16 protein-coding genes are annotated in these 17,318 nt (G+C 71.9%); 10 read left to right on the plus strand and 6 right to left on the minus strand.

Annotated elements, in window-relative coordinates; translation table 11 throughout:
- Nucleotides 1-114 precede the first annotated feature (114 nt).
- A complete protein-coding gene (locus tag ACFYML_RS16780) occupies nucleotides 115-486 on the plus strand; it encodes a DUF3499 domain-containing protein (protein ID WP_073832831.1) in 372 nt (123 codons plus the stop codon).
- 161 nt (nucleotides 487-647) lie between these two features.
- On the opposite strand, the gene ACFYML_RS16785 is transcribed toward ACFYML_RS16780, so the two are convergent.
- From ACFYML_RS16785 to ACFYML_RS16800, 4 genes are all read right to left on the minus strand, one after another.
- A complete protein-coding gene (locus ACFYML_RS16785; RefSeq protein ID WP_387421460.1) occupies nucleotides 648-2,024 on the minus strand; it encodes an NAD(P)/FAD-dependent oxidoreductase in 1,377 nt (458 codons plus the stop codon).
- Nucleotides 2,024-2,755 (minus strand): pyridoxamine 5'-phosphate oxidase family protein, encoded by a 732-nt coding sequence (locus ACFYML_RS16790; protein WP_387421462.1) that lies wholly within the window; start codon nucleotides 2,753-2,755, stop codon nucleotides 2,024-2,026. Before ACFYML_RS16790 ends, ACFYML_RS16785 begins: the two co-directional genes overlap by 1 nt.
- Nucleotides 2,740-4,086: an aspartate aminotransferase family protein gene (locus ACFYML_RS16795; protein ID WP_387421463.1), complete on the minus strand. Its 1,347-nt coding sequence runs from the start codon at nucleotides 4,084-4,086 to the stop codon at nucleotides 2,740-2,742. Before ACFYML_RS16795 ends, ACFYML_RS16790 begins: the two co-directional genes overlap by 16 nt.
- 184 nt (nucleotides 4,087-4,270) lie before the next feature.
- Nucleotides 4,271-4,783, minus strand: a complete 513-nt coding sequence (locus ACFYML_RS16800) for an Lrp/AsnC family transcriptional regulator (RefSeq protein ID WP_073832829.1) — start codon at nucleotides 4,781-4,783, stop codon at nucleotides 4,271-4,273.
- A gap of 205 nt (nucleotides 4,784-4,988) precedes the next feature.
- Here ACFYML_RS16800 and ACFYML_RS16805 point away from each other — a divergent pair, with 205 nt between their 5' ends.
- The 9 genes from ACFYML_RS16805 (at nucleotide 4,989) to ACFYML_RS16845 (ending at nucleotide 14,418) form a co-directional block, all read left to right on the plus strand.
- Nucleotides 4,989-6,173, plus strand: a complete 1,185-nt coding sequence (locus ACFYML_RS16805; RefSeq protein ID WP_387421465.1) for a PotD/PotF family extracellular solute-binding protein — start codon at nucleotides 4,989-4,991, stop codon at nucleotides 6,171-6,173.
- A 5-nt stretch (nucleotides 6,174-6,178) separates the two neighbouring features.
- On the plus strand, nucleotides 6,179-7,333 hold the full coding sequence (locus tag ACFYML_RS16810) for an ABC transporter ATP-binding protein (RefSeq protein WP_357437153.1): 1,155 nt from the start codon (nucleotides 6,179-6,181) through the stop codon (nucleotides 7,331-7,333).
- Nucleotides 7,330-8,238 carry an ABC transporter permease gene (locus tag ACFYML_RS16815; RefSeq protein WP_387421466.1) on the plus strand — a complete coding sequence of 303 codons (909 nt, stop codon included), beginning with the start codon at nucleotides 7,330-7,332 and terminating at the stop codon, nucleotides 8,236-8,238. Before ACFYML_RS16810 ends, ACFYML_RS16815 begins: the two co-directional genes overlap by 4 nt.
- Before the next feature lie 58 nt (nucleotides 8,239-8,296).
- Nucleotides 8,297-9,133 (plus strand): ABC transporter permease, encoded by an 837-nt coding sequence (locus ACFYML_RS16820; RefSeq protein ID WP_387273468.1) that lies wholly within the window; start codon nucleotides 8,297-8,299, stop codon nucleotides 9,131-9,133.
- A complete protein-coding gene (locus tag ACFYML_RS16825) occupies nucleotides 9,130-10,551 on the plus strand; it encodes an NAD(P)/FAD-dependent oxidoreductase (RefSeq protein WP_387421467.1) in 1,422 nt (473 codons plus the stop codon). The genes ACFYML_RS16820 and ACFYML_RS16825 overlap by 4 nt, the downstream gene beginning before the upstream one ends.
- Nucleotides 10,551-11,753 (plus strand): saccharopine dehydrogenase family protein, encoded by a 1,203-nt coding sequence (locus tag ACFYML_RS16830; RefSeq protein ID WP_387421468.1) that lies wholly within the window; start codon nucleotides 10,551-10,553, stop codon nucleotides 11,751-11,753. Before ACFYML_RS16825 ends, ACFYML_RS16830 begins: the two co-directional genes overlap by 1 nt.
- The gene (gene speB / locus ACFYML_RS16835) at nucleotides 11,750-12,763 is read left to right on the plus strand and encodes an agmatinase (RefSeq protein WP_387421469.1); all 1,014 of its coding nucleotides are present in this window, start codon (nucleotides 11,750-11,752) and stop codon (nucleotides 12,761-12,763) included. Before ACFYML_RS16830 ends, speB begins: the two co-directional genes overlap by 4 nt.
- A 147-nt stretch (nucleotides 12,764-12,910) precedes the next feature.
- Complete coding sequence (locus tag ACFYML_RS16840) at nucleotides 12,911-13,795, plus strand: SDR family NAD(P)-dependent oxidoreductase (protein ID WP_387421470.1); 885 nt, start codon at nucleotides 12,911-12,913, stop codon at nucleotides 13,793-13,795.
- A gap of 134 nt (nucleotides 13,796-13,929) precedes the next feature.
- Nucleotides 13,930-14,418: a hypothetical protein gene (locus ACFYML_RS16845; protein WP_387421471.1), complete on the plus strand. Its 489-nt coding sequence runs from the start codon at nucleotides 13,930-13,932 to the stop codon at nucleotides 14,416-14,418.
- Nucleotides 14,419-14,551: 133 nt separating this feature from the next.
- Here ACFYML_RS16845 and gabT read toward each other — a convergent pair whose 3' ends face one another.
- Both gabT and ACFYML_RS16855 read right to left on the minus strand, forming a co-directional pair.
- Complete coding sequence (gabT, locus tag ACFYML_RS16850) at nucleotides 14,552-15,823, minus strand: 4-aminobutyrate--2-oxoglutarate transaminase (RefSeq protein ID WP_387421472.1); 1,272 nt, start codon at nucleotides 15,821-15,823, stop codon at nucleotides 14,552-14,554.
- Between the two features lie 3 nt (nucleotides 15,824-15,826).
- Nucleotides 15,827-17,263, minus strand: coding sequence for a gamma-aminobutyraldehyde dehydrogenase (locus ACFYML_RS16855; protein WP_387421473.1), 1,437 nt, complete (start codon nucleotides 17,261-17,263; stop codon nucleotides 15,827-15,829).
- Nucleotides 17,264-17,318: the final 55 nt, after the last annotated feature.

Genomic DNA, 17,318 nt, shown 5'->3' on the forward strand with positions numbered 1-17,318 from the left:
GCGTCGCTGGTGCGGCGTGCCGATGATCCGATCGGACGAATTGTGATCACCAAGACGGGCGTGTCGCAACGCGAAGCGGTGCGCCGGAGCCGGTAATGGAGATACCCTGCCGCCGTGAGGTCACCACGGCGCTGCTCCCGTAATGGCTGCCCCCGGCAAGCGGTCGCCACATTGACCTATGTCTACAACGAGTCGACGGCTGTGGTGGGGCCGCTGGCGGCCTTCGCCGAGCCGCACACGTACGACCTCTGCGAGCCGCACGCCCGGAGTCTGACCGCTCCGCGCGGCTGGGACGTGGTCCGGCACGAGGGCGAGTTCGAGCCGCCGCCGCCCACCACCGACGACCTGGTCGCGCTGGCCGAGGCGGTCCGCGAGGCTGCCCGCCCTGCCCCGCCCCGCCCTCCGGAGGACGACCAGGCGGTGGCCCAGGGCCCCCAGCAGACCGGCCGCCGCGGCCACCTCCGCGTCATCCCCCCCACCCACTGACCCCACCCCCACCCCCACCCCCGCCCCCCTGCGCAAGCCCCGGTCCCTCCCGCCGCGCCGTTGATCATGAGGTTGGCGGCAGTGACGGCGATCAACAACGCCGCCAACCTCATGATCAACGAGGTCGGGCGGGGTGGGGTGGGAGGTGGGAGGGTTGGGGGTCAGTGGCCGAGGAGGCGGGAGAAGGCGGCGGCGCGGCGGGACGGGCGGCCGGTGCGGAGTTCGGCCTCGTCGGCGGAGAACATGAGCTTGAGGCCGGCGTTCACGGCGAGCCAGCGCAGCGGCTCGGGCTCCCAACGCGGGGAGCGGTGGTTGACCCAGGGGAGTTCGGTCAGCTCGCTCGCCTCACCCCGGATCAGGTCGGCCAGGGTACGGCCGGCGAGGTTGCTGGTGCCGACGCCGTCGCCGACGTAGCCGCCGGCCCAGGCGAGGCCGGTCGCCCGGTCCAGCCCCACCGAGGCGGTCCAGTCCCGGGCGACGCCGAGCGGTCCGCCCCAGGTGTGGCTGATCGGCGCCGCCGGCCCGAGCACCGGGAAGAGTTCGCCCAGCACCCGGCGCAGGGCCGCGAAGACCCGGGGTTCCCGGTCATAGTCGGGGCGGACCTGGGAGCCGAAGTGGTAGGGGGCGCCCCGCCCGCCGAAGGCGAGCCGGCCGTCGGCGGTGCGCTGGCCGTAGATGATGACGTGCCGGAAGTCGGAGAAGGTCTCCCGCTCGGCCAGCCCGATCTCCGCCCAGGTTTCGGCCGGGAGCGGCTCGGTGGCCACCATCAACGAGTAGACCGGCGCGACAGCCCGCCGCTGCCCCGGCAACCCGGGGGTGAATCCCTCCGTCGCGCGGACCACCACCGGCGCCCGGACCACACCCGCGGGGGTCACCGCCGCGCCGGGGCGCACCGCCGTGACCCGGGTCCGCTCGAAGATCCGCACGCCCCGGCGCTCCACCGCCCGGGCCAGCCCGCGGACCAGCTTCGCCGGGTGGACCGCGGCGCAGTGCGGGGTGTATGTGCCGCCTAGTACCCCCTCGGCCCGGCAGCGGGCGGTGGCCGCGGCGGCGTCGAGCAGCACCAGGTCGTCGTCGGCCAGCCCGTGCTCGCGGGCCTCCGCGACGGCGGCCCGGGCCCGGTCGAGCTGGACCTCCGTGCGGGCCAGCACCACGGTGCCGGCGGCCCGCCAGTCACAGTCGATTCCCTCGGCGGCGACCACCCGGCCGACCTCGCGGACCGTCTCGTGCATGGCGCGTTGCATGGCGAGCGCCCGGTCGCGGCCGTGCCGGCGGGTCAGTGCGGGCAGCGAGGTGGGCAGGAGGGCCGAGCACCAGCCGCCGTTGCGCCCCGAGGCGCCGTACCCGGCGATCTCCTGCTCCAGCACCACGATCCGCAGCGACGGGTCGGCCGCCGCCAGGTAGTACGCCGTCCACAGCCCGGTGTAGCCGGCCCCGACGAGCACCACGTCGGCGTCGGTGTCGCCGGGCAGCCCGGGGCGCGGCGTCAGCGGCTCGTCCACGCTGGACAGCCAGTACGACAGGTCCTGGTAGCGCATCACCACTCCGGCGGGGGCAGGTCGTGCCGCAGCCGCGGATCGGGCTGCGGGGTCCCGTACGCCTCGACGACCGGCACCACCCCGGCCCAGACCGGCCGGTCGAGGTCGTCCTCGGGGTCGTCGGGCGGCCCGGCACTGATCTTCACCGAGCACTCGTCGAGCGGCAGGGCGAGCACCAGCGTGGCGGCCAGTTCCTTCGCCGAGGGTGGCCGGATCCGCGCCCAGCGGCCGGGCAGCAGGTGCTCGGAGAGCCGTTCCAGGGCGGCCAGCTTCTCGGCGCCGTCGAGCACGGCGAGGCAGCCGAGCACCATGGCGCACCGGTAGTTCATCGAGGACTCGAAGGCGCTGCGGGCCAGCACCAGCCCGTCGAGCAGGGTGACCGTGAGGCAGGCCGGAGCACCGGCGGCGAGGTGCCGGAAGAGGCGGCTGCCGGTGGAGCCGTGCACCAGCACCCGCTCCCCGTCCCGGGCGTACGCGACGGGCAGCGCGTACGGCTGGCCGCCGTCGGCGATGGCGAGGTGGGCGACCCGGCCGGCGTCGAGGACGGCGTGCAGGGCCGCCCGGTCGTGGACGGCGAGGTCGGGCAGGCGGCGTACCCGGGTCCGGTCGGTGCCGCCGACGGCGGCCCGGTTCGCGTCGTCCCCGCCGGCGGCCGTGGGGCGGGGCCGGTCCGCGCGGTCGCGAGTCCCGGCCCCGTCCGACCCCGAGCCGGCGGTCAGAGGCGCGCCCATGCCTCGGTCAGCACGGCGCGCAGGATCTGCTCGATCTCGTCGAACTGCTGCTGCTCGGCGATCAGCGGCGGGGCGAGCTGCACCACCGGGTCGCCCCGGTCGTCGGCGCGGCAGTAGAGCCCGGCCTGGAAGAGCGCGGTGGAGAGGAAGCCGCGCAGCAGCCGCTCCGACTCGGCGTCGTCGAAGGTCTCCCGGGTCGCCTTGTCCTTGACCAGTTCGATGCCGTAGAAGTAGCCGTCGCCGCGGACGTCTCCGACGATCGGCAGGTCGTTGAGCTTCTCCAGGGTGGACCGGAACGCGTCCTCGTTGGCCCGGACGTGCCCGACCAGGTCCTCGCGGGCGAAGACCTCCAGGTTGGCCAGGGCCACCGCGCAGGAGACCGGGTGGCCGCCGAAGGTCACCCCGTGGGCGAACATGCCGGTCTCGGTGAGGAACGGCTCCATCAGGCGCTCGCTGGCGATCATCGCGCCGAGCGGGGCGTAGCCGGAGGTGATGCCCTTGGCGGTGGTGATGATGTCGGGCTGGTAGCCGTATCGGGCGGCGCCGAAGTATTCGCCGAGCCGGCCCCAGGAGCAGATCACCTCGTCGGAGACGAGCAGCACGTCGTACGCGTCGCAGATCTCCCGGACCCGCTCGAAGTACCCGGGCGGCGGCGGGAAGCAGCCGCCGGAGTTCTGCACCGGCTCCAGGAAGACCGCGGCGACCGTGTCCGGCCCCTCCCGCTCGATGGCGCGGCCGATCTCCTCGGCGGCCCAGCGGCCGAACGCCTCCGGGGAGTCGCCGTGCTCCGGGGCGCGGTAGAAGTTGGTGTTCGGCACCTTGATGCCGCCGGGGACCAGCGGCTCGAAGTCGGACTTGATGCCCGGCAGGCCGGTGATCGACAGCGCCCCCATCGAGGTGCCGTGGTACGCGATGTAGCGGCTGACCACCTTGTGCTTGTTCGGCTGGCCGGTGCGCTTGAAGTAGGCCCGGGCCAGCTTCCACGCCGCCTCGACGGCCTCGGAGCCGCCGGTGGTGAAGAAGACCCGGTTCAGGTCGCCGGGGGTCAGCGAGGCGACCTTCTCGGCCAGCTCGACGGCCTTCGGGTGGGCGTACGACCAGAGCGGGAAGTAGGCCAGTTCGGCGGCCTGCTTGGCGGCCGCGTCGGCGAGTTCGGTCCGGCCGTGCCCGGCGTTGACGACGAAGAGCCCGGCGAGTCCGTCCAGGTAGCGGCGGCCCTGCGAGTCCCAGACGTAGGCGCCCTCGCCGCGCACGATCGTCGGTACCTCGCCGGCGGAGTAGCTGGCCATCCGGGTGAAATGCATCCAGAGGTGGTCGGTGGCGTTGGCCATGTCAGCCCCATCGGGTCTCGGGCCGGTCAAGGGGTGAAACCGGCCGCTCTGCCCACGGTTATCCCACAGTCCGTGCCGCCGAAGCAAGTGGGATCGGTAGCCCAGTGGCGTCTAGGCGACGGAATTAGCGTGTTGTTGGGTAGATGGCAACGGAATCCGTACCCAGGCCGTGTCGTGGCGAGGCTCAGGCCGTGCCCCAGCTGTAGGTCTGCTTGCGCAGCTTCAGGTAGACGAACGCCTCGGTCGCCAGCACGCCCGGGACGCTGCGCAGCTTCTGGAGGATCTCCAGCAGGTGCTCGTCGTTGCGGCAGACCACCTCGGCCAGCAGGTCGAACGAGCCGGCCGTGATCACCACGTAGTCGATCTCCTCGAAATCGGCGAGCCGGTCGGCCACGGCCTCCAGGTCCCCGTCGGTACGCAGGCCGATCATGGCCTGGCGGGGGAAGCCGAGTTGGAGCGGATCGGTCACCGCGACGATCTGCATGACCCCGGCGTCGAGCAGGCGCTGCACGCGCTGGCGGACCGCCGCCTCGGAGAGGCCGACCGCCTTGCCGATGGTCGCGTACGGGCGCCGGCCGTCCTCCTGGAGTTGCTCGATGATCTGTTTGGCCACGTCGTCGAGCAGAACGTGACTGGCGCCTTCGCGCACGGTGACACGGCGCGCCCCGTTTCCGTTCTCCAGTTGCCGGTTGGCCATCGACCGCTCCCCTGTCCGGTTCCTTCGCGCTGAGCGTAGTGCCCGGGCGCAGTCTGGCGTATTTCGTGGTCGCTGGCTAATCCAACAACGGAATCCCTTGTAAGGGAGGTCACATCATGTCAGGATCAGTCGTCCATCGCCATGACCCTCCCGCCGGCGCGCCTCCCCCGTTCCGCCGCCGACGATGCCCCTTAGGAGTCGTCACATGCGTAGTCCCCTCCGGCCCCTCACCCGGCGTGGTCTGCTCACCGGCACCCTCGGGTCGGCCGCACTGCTCGCGACGGCGGGCACGCTGGCCGGCTGCGGCACGAAGGGCGCCCAACAGACCGAGGCCGGCTGCAAGAGCGAGGATCTCTCCGCGACGGAGAAGAAGCTGGCCTTCTCCAACTGGCCGCAGTACATCGACGTCGACGAGAAGGACGAGTCCAAGCGGCCCACCATCGAGGCGTTCATCGCCAAGTCCGGCATCCAGGTGACCTACAACGAGGACATCAACGACAACAACGAGTTCTTCGGCAAGGTGCAGAACCAGCTCGCCGGCTGCCAGCCCACCGGGCGCGATCTCATGGTGCTCACCGACTGGATGGCCGCCCGGATGATCCGGCTCGGCTGGATCCAGAAGCTGGACAAGGCCAAGCTGCCCAACGTCGAGGCCAACCTGCTGCCCTCGCTGCGCAATGCGTCCTTCGACGCGGACCGCCAGCTCTCCGTCCCGTGGCAGTCCGGCCTGACCGCCCTCGCGTACAACGCCAAGGTGACCAAGGAGATCCGCACGGTCGACGAGCTGCTCACCCGCCCCGACCTCAAGGGCAAGGTGACCGCCCTGTCCGAGATGCGGGACACCATGGGCCTGCTGCTGCAGTCCAACGGCCACGATCCCTCGAACTTCACCACCGCCCAGTTCGACGACGCGCTGGCCAAGCTCAAGCGGGCCGTCGACTCCGGGCAGATCCGCAAGTTCACCGGCAACGACTACTCCCAGGACCTGAACAAGGGCGACATCGCCGCCTGCATCGCCTGGTCGGGTGACGTGATCCAGCTCGGCTTCGAGAACGACAACATCAAGTTCGTGTCGCCGGAGTCCGGCGTGATGCTCTGGTCGGACAACATGCTGGTGCCGAACAAGGCCAGCCACAAGGCGAACGCCGAAGAGCTGATCAACTATTACTACGACCCGGCGGTGGCCGCGAAACTCGCCGCGTACGTCAACTACATCTGCCCGGTCAAGGGTGCGCAGGCCGAGATGGAGAAGCTCGATCCGGACCTGGCCAAGAACCCGCTCATCTTCCCCGACGAGGCACTGCTGTCGAAGGCCCGGGGCTTCATGGCCCTGGACGAGCAGCGGGAGAAGGAGTACGAGGCCAAGTTCCAGAAGGTCATCGGGGCGTGAGGACGATGGGACACGAGACACCGGCCGGCGACCTGCGCCTGGCCAACCTGACCAAGCGGTTCGGCGTCTTCACCGCCGTGGACGACCTCAGCCTGACCATCCCGCAGGGCTCCTTCTTCGCCCTGCTCGGTGCCTCCGGCTGCGGCAAGACCACCACGCTGCGGATGATCGCCGGGCTGGAGGAGCCGACCAGCGGGCAGGTGCTGCTCGGCGACCGGGACATCGCCGGGCTGCGGCCGTACAAGCGGCCGGTGAACACCGTGTTCCAGAGCTACGCCCTCTTCCCGCACCTCGACATCCACGAGAACGTGGCCTTCGGACTGCGCCGGCGAGGCATCCGCAACGTCGGCGACCAGGTCGAACGGATGCTCGCGCTGGTGCAGCTCGAAGGGTACGGCCGGCGCAGGCCGGCGCAACTCTCCGGCGGCCAGCAGCAGCGGGTCGCGCTGGCCCGCGCGCTGATCAACCACCCGCAGGTGCTGCTGCTCGACGAGCCGCTCGGCGCGCTCGACCTGAAGCTGCGCCGGCAGATGCAGATCGAGCTGAAGCGGATCCAGACCGAGGTCGGCATCACCTTCGTGCACGTCACGCACGACCAGGAGGAGGCCATGACCATGGCCGACACCGTCGCGGTGATGAACGCCGGGCGGATCGAGCAGCTCGGGCGGCCCGCCGACCTCTACGAGTACCCGGCCACCGCGTTCGTGGCGAACTTCCTCGGCCAGTCCAACCTGCTGGCCGGCGAGGCGGCCGGGCGGAGCGGGGACGACGTGCTGGTCACCGCGCACGGCCTGCGCTTCTCGGTGCCCGCCGGGCGGGCCCGGGTCGATCGGGGGTCGGTCTTCCTCGGGGTACGCCCCGAGAAGCTGCACCTGGTCGAGCGCCCCGAGCAGGTGCCCGCCGGCCACCAGCACGTCGGCGGCGTGGTGACCGACGCGTCCTACGTCGGCGTGAGCACCCAGTATCTGGTGCGGACGGCGTGGGGCAGCGAGCTGTCCGCGTTCTCGGCCAACAGCGGGGTCGGCGGCCAGCTGCCGCTCGGCGCCGCGGTGGTGGCGCACTGGGACCCGCGGCACGCGTTCCTGCTGCCGCGCGAATCCGGTGCGGACGACCAGACCACCCCGCTGCTCGACCAGCCGCCGGTGGGTGTGCTCTCGTGAGCGCGTTGGCCCACGTACCGACCTCGTCGGGGCAGGCGGCAGCGCCGCCACCCCGGCGGGGACGCCACAGGGCGCTGCCGTACCTGTTGCTGCTGCCGGGCGCGGCCTGGCTGCTGGTCTTCTTCGCCCTGCCGCTGCTCCAGCTCGCCGCGGCCAGCCTCTACGACCCGGGCGGATCCCTCTCCACCGGGTACGCGATGACCTGGGCCGTCGGCAACTATCCGGACGCGTTGCAGGCGTACTGGCCGCAGTTCCTCCGGTCGTTCCTCTATTCGGCGATCGCGCTGGTGCTGGCCCTGCTGATGGGCTACCCGCTGGCGTACGGGATCGCGCAGAAGGCCGGCCGCTGGAAGAACCTGCTGCTGGTCGCGGTGGTCGCGCCGATGTTCACCAGCTTCCTGGTCCGGACGCTGGCCTGGAAGACCATCCTGTCGGACAACGGCTGGGTGGTGGGGCTGCTGCGGGACGTGCACCTGCTCGGGCCGGACGGCCGGCTGCTGGCCACGCCGGTGGCGGTGGTGCTCGGCCTGACGTACAACTTCCTGCCCTTCCTGGTGCTGCCGCTGTACGCGAGCCTGGAGCGGCTGGACCCGCGCCTGCTGGAGGCGGCCAGTGACCTGTACGCGAGCCCGCTACGGGCCTTCCAGAAGATCACCCTGCCGCTGTCCATGCCCGGCCTGATCGCCGGCACGCTGCTCTTCTTCATCCCGGCGACCGGTGACTACATCAACGCCGAGCTGCTCGGCACCCCGAACCAATACATGATCGGCAACGTCATCGACTCGGCGTTCCTGGTCCGGCTGGACTACCCGCAGGGTGCGGCCCTGTCGTTCCTGCTGATGGCGGCGATCCTCGCGATTGTCTTCGTCTACCTGCGCAAGGCCGGCACCGAGGAGGTGCTGTGATGCGCGCGAGGAGCGCAGCGCAGCGAGGCCCCGCAGTCGCGAATGAAGGTGAGTTCTGATGCGCCGTTGGCTGGCCGACCGGTGGGTGATGGGCGCCGCCCTGCTCGTCCTCGGCTACCTCTCGCTGCCCATCCTGGTGGTCGCCGGCCTCTCCTTCAACCGGCCGTCCAGCCGGCTGTCCTACGACTTCAACGAGTTCACCCTGGACAACTGGACGCAGCCCTGCGCCACCTCCGACATGTGCGACGCCGTCATCCGCAGCATGGAGATCGGCCTGATCGCCACGGTGGTCTCCACCATCCTCGGCACGCTGATGGCGTTCGCCCTGGTCCGGCACGGCTTCCGGGGGCGCGCCGGGATCAACGGGCTGATCTTCCTGCCGATGGCCACCCCGGAACTGGTGATGGGCACCTCGCTGCTCGCCCTCTTCGTGGCCGCCGGGGTGCCGCAGGGCTTCTGGACCATCGTCATCGCGCACGTGATGTTCTGCGTGTCGTTCGTGGTGGTCACCGTGAAGGCCCGGCTCGCCGGCATGGACCGGCGGCTGGAGGAGGCCGCCATGGACCTGTACGCCAGCGAGTGGCAGACCTTCCGGCGGATCACGCTGCCGCTGGTGCTGCCCGGCATCGTGGCCGCCGCGCTGCTCGCGTTCTCGCTGAGCTTCGACGACTTCATCATCACGAACTTCAACGCCGGCACCACGGTCACCTTCCCGATGTACGTCTGGGGCGCCGCCCAGCGGGGCATCCCGCCGCAGGTCAACGTCATTGGCACGGCGATGTTCGTGATCGCGTTGCTGCTCGTCGGGGCCAGCTCGCTGCGCGGCCGGCGAGCCCGGCGGGCGGCCCTCGCGACCCCCGTCGCGCCCCGCCCATCGGCGATGAGCGGATCATGAAACTCCCGCATACCGGCCGGGCGTTGGCCGACGCCGCGCCCGTCCCGTACTGGCTCGACCGACCGGAACGCCCCGACCCGCTGCCGCCGCTGGCCGGTCCGCACGACGCCGACCTGCTGGTGGTCGGTGGCGGGTACTCGGGGCTCTGGACCGCCCTGCTGGCCAAGGAGGCCGACCCGGACCGGGACGTGCTGCTGGTCGAGGCGGGCACCTGCGGCTGGGCGGCGTCGGGGCGCAACGGCGGGTTCTGCGCCGCCTCGCTCACCCACGGCCTGGCCAACGGCGTCGACCGGTTCCCCGGCGAGATCGACGAGTTGGAGCGGCTCGGCCGGGAGAACCTGGCGGCCATCGCCGCCACGGTGGCCCGGCACGACATCGACTGCGACTTCGAGCGGACCGGCGAACTGGCGGTCGCCGTCGAGCCGTACCAGCTCGCCGGGCTCGCCGAGGACGCCGAGCTGGCCCGCCGGTACGGCCACGACGTCCGGCTGCTCGACCGCGACGAGGTACGCGCCGAGGTGGACTCGCCGACGTACCTCGGCGGGATGTGGGACCGGGACCGGGTGGCCCTGCTCGACCCGGCGAAGCTCGCCTGGGGGCTCCGCCGCGCCGCCCTCGACCTGGGCGTACGCCTGCACGAGCACACCCGGGTCACCGGCCTGCGCCGGGACGGCGGCGCGTTGCGCGCGACGACGGCCGGTGGCCCGGACGGGGCGCCCGGCGTGGTCCGGGCCCGGCAGGTCGTGCTCGCCACCAACGCGTTCCCGCCGCTGCTGCGCCGGCTGCGCGCCTGGCTGGTCCCGGTCTACGACTACGCGCTGATGACCGAGCCGCTGACGCCCGTGCAGCGGAAGGCGATCGGCTGGGCGAACCGGCAGGGCCTGGCCGATGTCGGCAACCAGTTCCACTACTACCGGATCACCGCCGACGGCCGGATCCTCTTCGGCGGGTACGACGCGGTCTACCACTACGGCAACCGGATGGCCCCGGAGCTGGCGCAGCGGCCGGCCACCTTCACCGCCCTGGCCGAGCACTTCTTCACCACCTTTCCCCAATTGGCGGGTCTCCGGTTCAGCCACCGCTGGGGCGGGGTGATCGACACCTGCACCCGGTTCTGTGCGTTCTTCGGCACCGCGTACGAGGGACGGCTGGCGTACGCGGCCGGGTTCACCGGGCTCGGCGTCGGGGCGACCCGGTTCGGCGCCCGGGTGATGCTCGACCTGCTCGGCGGGAAGGAGACTCCGCTGACCCGGCTCGACCTGGTGCGCAGCAAGCCGCTGCCGTTCCCGCCGGAGCCGTTCCGCGCCGCCGGCATCAACCTCACCCGTTGGTCGCTCGCCCGCGCCGACGCGCGCCAGGGGCGGCGCAACGGGTGGCTCCGTACGCTCGATCGTCTTGGACTGGGGTTCGATTCCTGATGCGCATCCTGCTCGTCGGCGCCGGCGGCGTCGGCTCCGCCGCCGTCGCCATCGCCGCCCGCCGCTCCTTCTTCGAGACGATGGTGGTCGCCGACTACGACCTCGGCCGGGCCAGCCGGGCCATCGCGGATTACGACACCCGGTTCGTCGCCGCCCCGCTCGACGCCTCGTCGGCGGAGGCGGTCGCCGCGCTCTGCCGCGAGCACCGGATCACCCACGTGCTCAACGCGGTCGACCCGCGCTTCGTCATGCCGATTTTCGAGGGCGCGTTCGCCGCCGGGGCCGACTATCTGGACATGGCGATGTCGCTGTCCCGCCCGCACCCCGCGCATCCGTACGCGGAGACCGGGGTGAAGCTCGGCGACGACCAGTTCGCTCTCGCTGAGCAGTGGTCCACGGCTGGCCGGCTCGCGCTCTGCGGCATCGGCGTCGAGCCGGGCCTGTCCGACGTCTTCGCCCGTTACGCCGCCGACGAACTCTTCACCGAGATCGACGAGATCGGGGTACGCGACGGCGCCAACCTCACCGTCGACGGCTACGACTTCGCCCCGTCGTTCTCCATCTGGACCACCATCGAGGAGTGTCTCAACCCGCCGGTGATCTGGGACGCCGACCGGGGCTGGTACACCACCCCGCCGTTCTCGGAGCCGGAGGTGTTCGAGTTCCCGGCGGGGATCGGCCCGGTGGAGTGCGTCAACGTGGAGCACGAGGAGGTGCTGCTGATCCCGCGCTGGGTGAAGGCCAAGCGGGTCACCTTCAAGTACGGCCTGGGCGACGAGTTCATCGAGGTGCTCAAGACCCTGCACAAGCTGGGCCTCGACTCGACCCGCCCGGTGTCGGTGCGCGGCGTCGAGGTCGCCCCGCGCGACGTGGTGGCCGCCTGCCTGCCCGACCCGGCCACCCTCGGCGACCGGATGCGCGGCAAGACGTGCGCCGGGACGTACGTCACCGGCACCGGGGTCGACGGCCGGCCACGGCGGGTCTACCTCTACCACGTGGTCGACAACGAGTGGTCCATGAAGGAGTACGGCCACCAGGCGGTGGTCTGGCAGACCGCGATCAACCCGGTGGTCGCGCTGGAACTGCTGGCCACCGGCGCCTGGTCCGGCACCGGGGTGCTCGGCCCGGAGGCGCTGCCCCCGCGGCCCTTCCTCGACCTGCTGACCGGCTACGGCTCGCCGTGGGGAATGGAGGAGGGGTGACCCGCTACGGCCCGATGTTCGGCCCCGACGTGACGTTCCTCGGGGTGCCCCCGTGCACCCTGGACGAGCCGGTCAGCTACGCGGACGCGGACGTGGTGATCGTGGGCGCGCCCTTCGACGGCGGCACCTCGCACCGGCCCGGCACCCGGTTCGGCCCGTCCGCCATCCGCCAGGCCTGCTACCTGCCGCACGACGGCTCCCGCCCGTCGCTGGCGCTGCGGGTGGACGGCCTGCAGGACCTCCGCGTCTACGACGCGGGCGACGTGGAGATGTTCTCCGGCGACATCGAACGGTCGCTGTCCGCGCTGGAATCCGCCGTCCACGCGGTCGCGTCCGCCGGGGCGATCCCGATCGTGCTCGGCGGCGACCACTCCATCGCGCTGCCCGACGCCACCGGGGTCGCCCGCCACCACGGGCTCGGCCGGGTGTCGCTGGTGCACTTCGACGCGCACGCCGACACCGGGGACATCGAGTTCGGCTCGCTGCACGGGCACGGCCAGCCGATGCGCCGGCTCATCGAGTCCGGCGCGGTACGCGGTGACCGGTTCCTCCAGATCGGCCTGCGCGGCTACTGGCCCGGCCCGGAGACGCTCTCCTGGATGGCCGACCAGCGGATGCGGTCGTACGAGATGACCGAGGTGGTGGCCCGCGGGCTCGACGAGTGCCTGACCGAGGCGTTCGGGATCGCCACCGACGAGTGCGAGGGGGTCTTCCTCTCCGTCGACGTGGACGTGGTCGACCCGGGCATGGCCCCCGGGACCGGCACCCCGGAGCCCGGCGGGCTGACCTCGCGGCAGCTGCTCGACGCCGTCCGGCGCTGCTGCTACGAGCTGCCCGTGGTCGGGGTGGACGTGGTCGAGGTCGCGCCGCCGTACGACCACGCCGACATCACCGCGTACCTGGGGAACCGGGTGGTCCTGGAGGCGTTGTCGGCGATCGCCCGCCGCCGCCGGGACGCCGCCGGCGGCCAGCCCTGGGACCCGCGCCGGCCCCTTCTCGACGGCCGCTGACGGGCCGGCTGATCCCCGTCCGGTCCGCCCGGGCGGGTGCCAGGCAGGGCCGGACACCTGGCTGCGCACGATGGCGGTGGACCGCCACCGGCTGACCCGGGAATCGTGGCGAGCAGGGAGCGTCAGCCAGGGAAGGGGTGGTCCGTTATGCCGCCGGAGGAGACCGCCACGCGGATCGACGGGCCGGCCTCCGCTGCCGTGCCGCGTACCCCGCGCCGGCTGCGCCACCCGGACCGGTTCCGCGCCCGGTACGGTCCCTGGGCGCTCGTCACCGGCGCGTCGTCGGGCATCGGGCGGGAGATCGCCGAGGTGCTCGCTGCCGCCGGGTTGCACCTCGTCCTCGTCGCCCGGCGGCGGGACGTGCTGCTCACCCTGGCCGACGAGCTCACCGACCGGTACGGCGTCCAGGCCCGGGTGGTCGACGCCGACCTCGCCACGCCGGCCGGGGTGGACGCGGCCGTCGCCGGCAGCACGGATCTTGACGTCGGGCTGCTGGTGGCCGCCGCCGGGTTCGGCACCTCCGGGTCGTTCCTGGACGCGGACCCTTCGGTCGAGGTGGAGATGCTGGACGTCAACTGCCGGGCGGTGCTGGCGCTGACCCAGCGGTTCGGGCGGCGACTGGCCGCGCGCGGGCGCGGGGGCGTGGTGCTGCTGGCCTCGCTGGTCGGCTTCCAGGGCGCCCCGCACGCCGCCTCGTACGCGGCCACCAAGGCGTACGTGCAGGCGCTCGCCGAGGCGCTGCACGTGGAGTGGAAGCCGCTCGGCATCGACGTGCTGGCGGCGGCGCCCGGCCCGGTGCGCAGCGGCTTCGCTGCCCGGGCGGGGATGCGGATGACGCTGGCCGCCCGCCCCGCCGACGTGGCGGCTCCCGTCCTCAACGCGCTCGGCCGTCGGGGCACGGTGCTGCCCGGCGGCCTGGCGAAGCTGCTCACCTGGTCCCTGCGGCCGCTGCCGCGCCCTCTGCGGGTCCGGATGATGAGCGTGGTCATGCGCGGCATGCTCGACGAGAGCCGTACGCCCGGCTGTGACTAGATCCTTGGTCGCCAGCTTCTCGACGGGCGGTCCGAGGCCGGAGATGAAGTCGATCTGGGACGATATCACCGCAGTGAGGCTGTCGCGTCCACAGTGTTATCTCGATGGGAGCCGTCTTGCCGAGGAGTAGACCCTTGTTGGTCGGGGCGCTGATCCTCACGACTCTGACGGGCTGCGCCACCACCGCAGAGACGCGAGCGTGTCCGTTGATCGCTACCCCGAAGGGGATCGGCATCAATGTCGCCGCGGCGATCGCGGAGCGGGTTGACTCGGCCGAGATGGCCGTGTGCTGGGACGGTTCCTGCCGGACGCGGCCGGTCACCCTGCGCCCGAGTTCCCGAACCATCGACGACGGTTGCACCGGGAGTGGACCCGACGCCGTCTGCGTCGCACAGGACGAGGCCACGGGCGAGAAGGCGGGCTTTGCCGACGTTCCCGACCTGCCGTCGCGCCCGGTCGAGGTGACCGTGACCCTGACCGATTCGGCGGGAACCCGGATCGTCGATCAGACATTGATGCTTGATCCCAAGATGGTTGAACCGCCCGGAGGGGACTGCGGTGGGAACCGACCGCAGGGGCGGATTGCGGTCGACGCCGACGGGACTGCGCGTTCGATCGGCTAGGCATTCTTGACAGGATCCGGAGCCTTCCTGTCACTCACGAGCCGGTGGAGATCTGGTGGCCCGATTCCCCGATCCGGCCTACGCGACCCTCCGTGGCAACCATGGTGTGCCACGAACAGGTGCTGACCGCCGGTCAGCCGAACGCCGCGTCCAGGATGTCCAGGCCCCGGGTCAACTCCTCGTCGGCGATCACGAGCGGGGGCAGGAAACGCAGCACGTTGCCGTACGTGCCGCAGGTGAGGGTGAGCAGGCCGGCCGCGTGGCAGGCCGCCGAGATCGCCGCCGTGGCGGCCGGGTCCGGGGTCAGGCTGCCCGGCTGCACGATCTCCACGGCGAGCATCGCGCCGCGCCCGCGTACCTCGGCGACGCGCGGGTCGCGGGCGGCGATCGCCCGCAGCCGGCCGACCATGGTCGCGCCGATCCGCCGGGCGGCGGCGGCCAGGTCCAGCTCGTGCATGGTCTCGATGGCCGCCAGTGCGGCGGCACAGGCGATCGGGTTGCCGCCGTACGTGCCGCCGAGGCCGCCGACGTGCACCGCGTCCATCAGCTCCGCCCGCCCGGTCACGGCGGCCAGCGGCAGGCCGCCGGCGATGCCCTTGGCCAGGGTGACCAGGTCCGGCTCGACGCCCTCGTGCTGGCAGGCGAACCAGTCCCCGGTCCGGCAGAACCCGGTCTGGATCTCGTCGGCCACGAAGACCACCCCGGCGGCTGTCGCCCACTCGCGCAGCGCCGGCAGGAACCCCTCCGCGGGTACGACGAAGCCGCCCTCGCCCTGGATCGGCTCGATCAGCAGCGCGGCCACGTTCTCCGCACCGACCTGCTTCTCCACCAGCTCGATCGCCAGGGCCGCGGCGGTCGCCCCGTCGAGCCCACCGTCGCGCAGCGGGTACGACATCGGCACCCGGTAGATCTCCCCGGCGAACGGCCCGAACCGGTGCTTGTACGGCATGTTCTTCGCGGTCAGCGCCATGGTCAGGTTGGTCCGGCCGTGGTACGCGTGGTCGAAGACCACCACCGCCGGCCGCCCGGTGGCGTGCCGGGCGATCTTCACGGCGTTCTCCACCGCCTCGGCGCCCGAGTTGAACAGCGCCGAGCGCTTCTCGAAGCCTCCCGGCGTCAGGGCGTTGAGCTGCTCGCACACCGTCACGTACGACTCGTAGGGGGCGACCATGAAGCAGGTGTGGGTGAAGCGCTCGACCTGCGCCTTGACCGCCTCGACCACCCGAGGGGCGGAGTTGCCGACACTGGTGACCGCGATGCCGGCGGCGAAGTCGATCCACTCCCGACCGTCGACGTCGGTGATCGTGCCGCCGCCGGCCCGGTCCACGTACGCCGGGATGACGCTCCCGACTCCACGGGCGACCGCCGCGCCCCGCCGTTTGTGCAGTTCCTCGCTCGACGTCATGGCTCAGCCTTCGATGTTGTGCATGACGTGCTTGATCCGGGTGTAGTCCTCCAGGCTGTAGACCGAGAGGTCCTTGCCGTGCCCGGAGTGCTTGAAGCCGCCGTGCGGCATCTCCGAGATGAACGGGATGTGGGTGTTCACCCAGACGCAGCCGAAGTCGAGCCGACGGGTCATCCGCATCGCCCGGCCGTGGTCCTTGGTCCAGACCGAGGCGGACAGGCCGTACTCGACGCCGTTGGCCCAGCGCACCGCCTCGTCCTCGTCCGAGAAACGCTGCACTGTGATGACGGGGCCGAACACCTCGTCCTGGATGATCTCGTCGGCCTGCTGCACCCCGGACACCACCGTCGGGGCGTAGAAGTAGCCGCGCTCGCCGACCTGCGAGCCGCCGGTCTCGACCTTCGCGTGGCCGGGCAGCCGGTCCAGGAAGCCGCGTACCCGGGCGAGCTGGTTGGCGTTGTTCAGCGGGCCGTAGAGCACGTCCTCGTCGTCCGGCGCGCCGGTCTTCGTGTTGCGGGCCTGCTCGGCGAGGGCGGCGACGAAGTCGTCGTAGACGCCGGTTCCGGCGAGCACCCGGGTCGCGGCGGTGCAGTCCTGGCCGGCGTTGAAGTAGCCGCCCACCGCGATCGCCTCGGCCGCCGCCGCGATGTCCGCGTCGTCGAAGAGCACCACCGGGGCCTTGCCGCCCAACTCCAGGTGGGTCCGCTTGAGGTCCGGCGCGGCTGCGGCGGCGACCTCCATGCCGGCCCGGGTCGAGCCGGTGATCGACACCAGCTGCGGCGTCGGGTGGGCGACGAGGGCCCGGCCGGTGTCCCGGTTGCCGCAGATCACGTTGAACACGCCCGGCGGGAAGAACTCGGACGCGATCTCGGCCAGCAGCAGCGTCGACACCGGGGTGGTGTCGGATGGCTTGAGCACCACGGTGTTGCCGGCGGCCAGCGCCGGGGCGATCTTCCAGACCGCCATCATCAGCGGGTAGTTCCACGGGGTGACCTGGGCGCAGACGCCGATCGGCTCGCGCCGCACGTACGAGGTGTGGCCCGCCAGGTACTCGCCGGCCGAGCGGCCCTCCAGCAGGCGGGCGGCGCCGGCGAAGAAGCGGAACTCGTCGACGGCCGGGGGCAGCTCCTCGTCGGCGGTGAGCTGGCGCGGCTTGCCGGTGTTGCGTACCTCGGCGTCGACCAGGTCGGCGGCGCGGGCCTCCACCGCGTCGGCGAGCTTGAGAAGGGCCTTCTGCCGCTCGGCCGGGGTGGTGTCCCGCCACGTCTCGAATGCCGCGGCGGCGGCCTTCATCGCCGCGTCCACGTCCGCGGCTCCCGAGACCGGCGCCTGGGCGAAGACCTCCCCGGTGCACGGGTCGATCAGGTCGGCGTAGCCGCCGTCCACCGGGTCGACGTACTCGCCGTTGACGAAGTTGCGCAGCTGCTGCTGATCACTCATCAGAAGTCTCCGAGGGTGGCCGGGGGAAGGACAGCGGAGGTTATCGCAATCTGAC

The organism is Micromonospora sp. NPDC007230 (genome assembly GCF_042869115.1).
Classification (GTDB): domain Bacteria; phylum Actinomycetota; class Actinomycetes; order Mycobacteriales; family Micromonosporaceae; genus Micromonospora.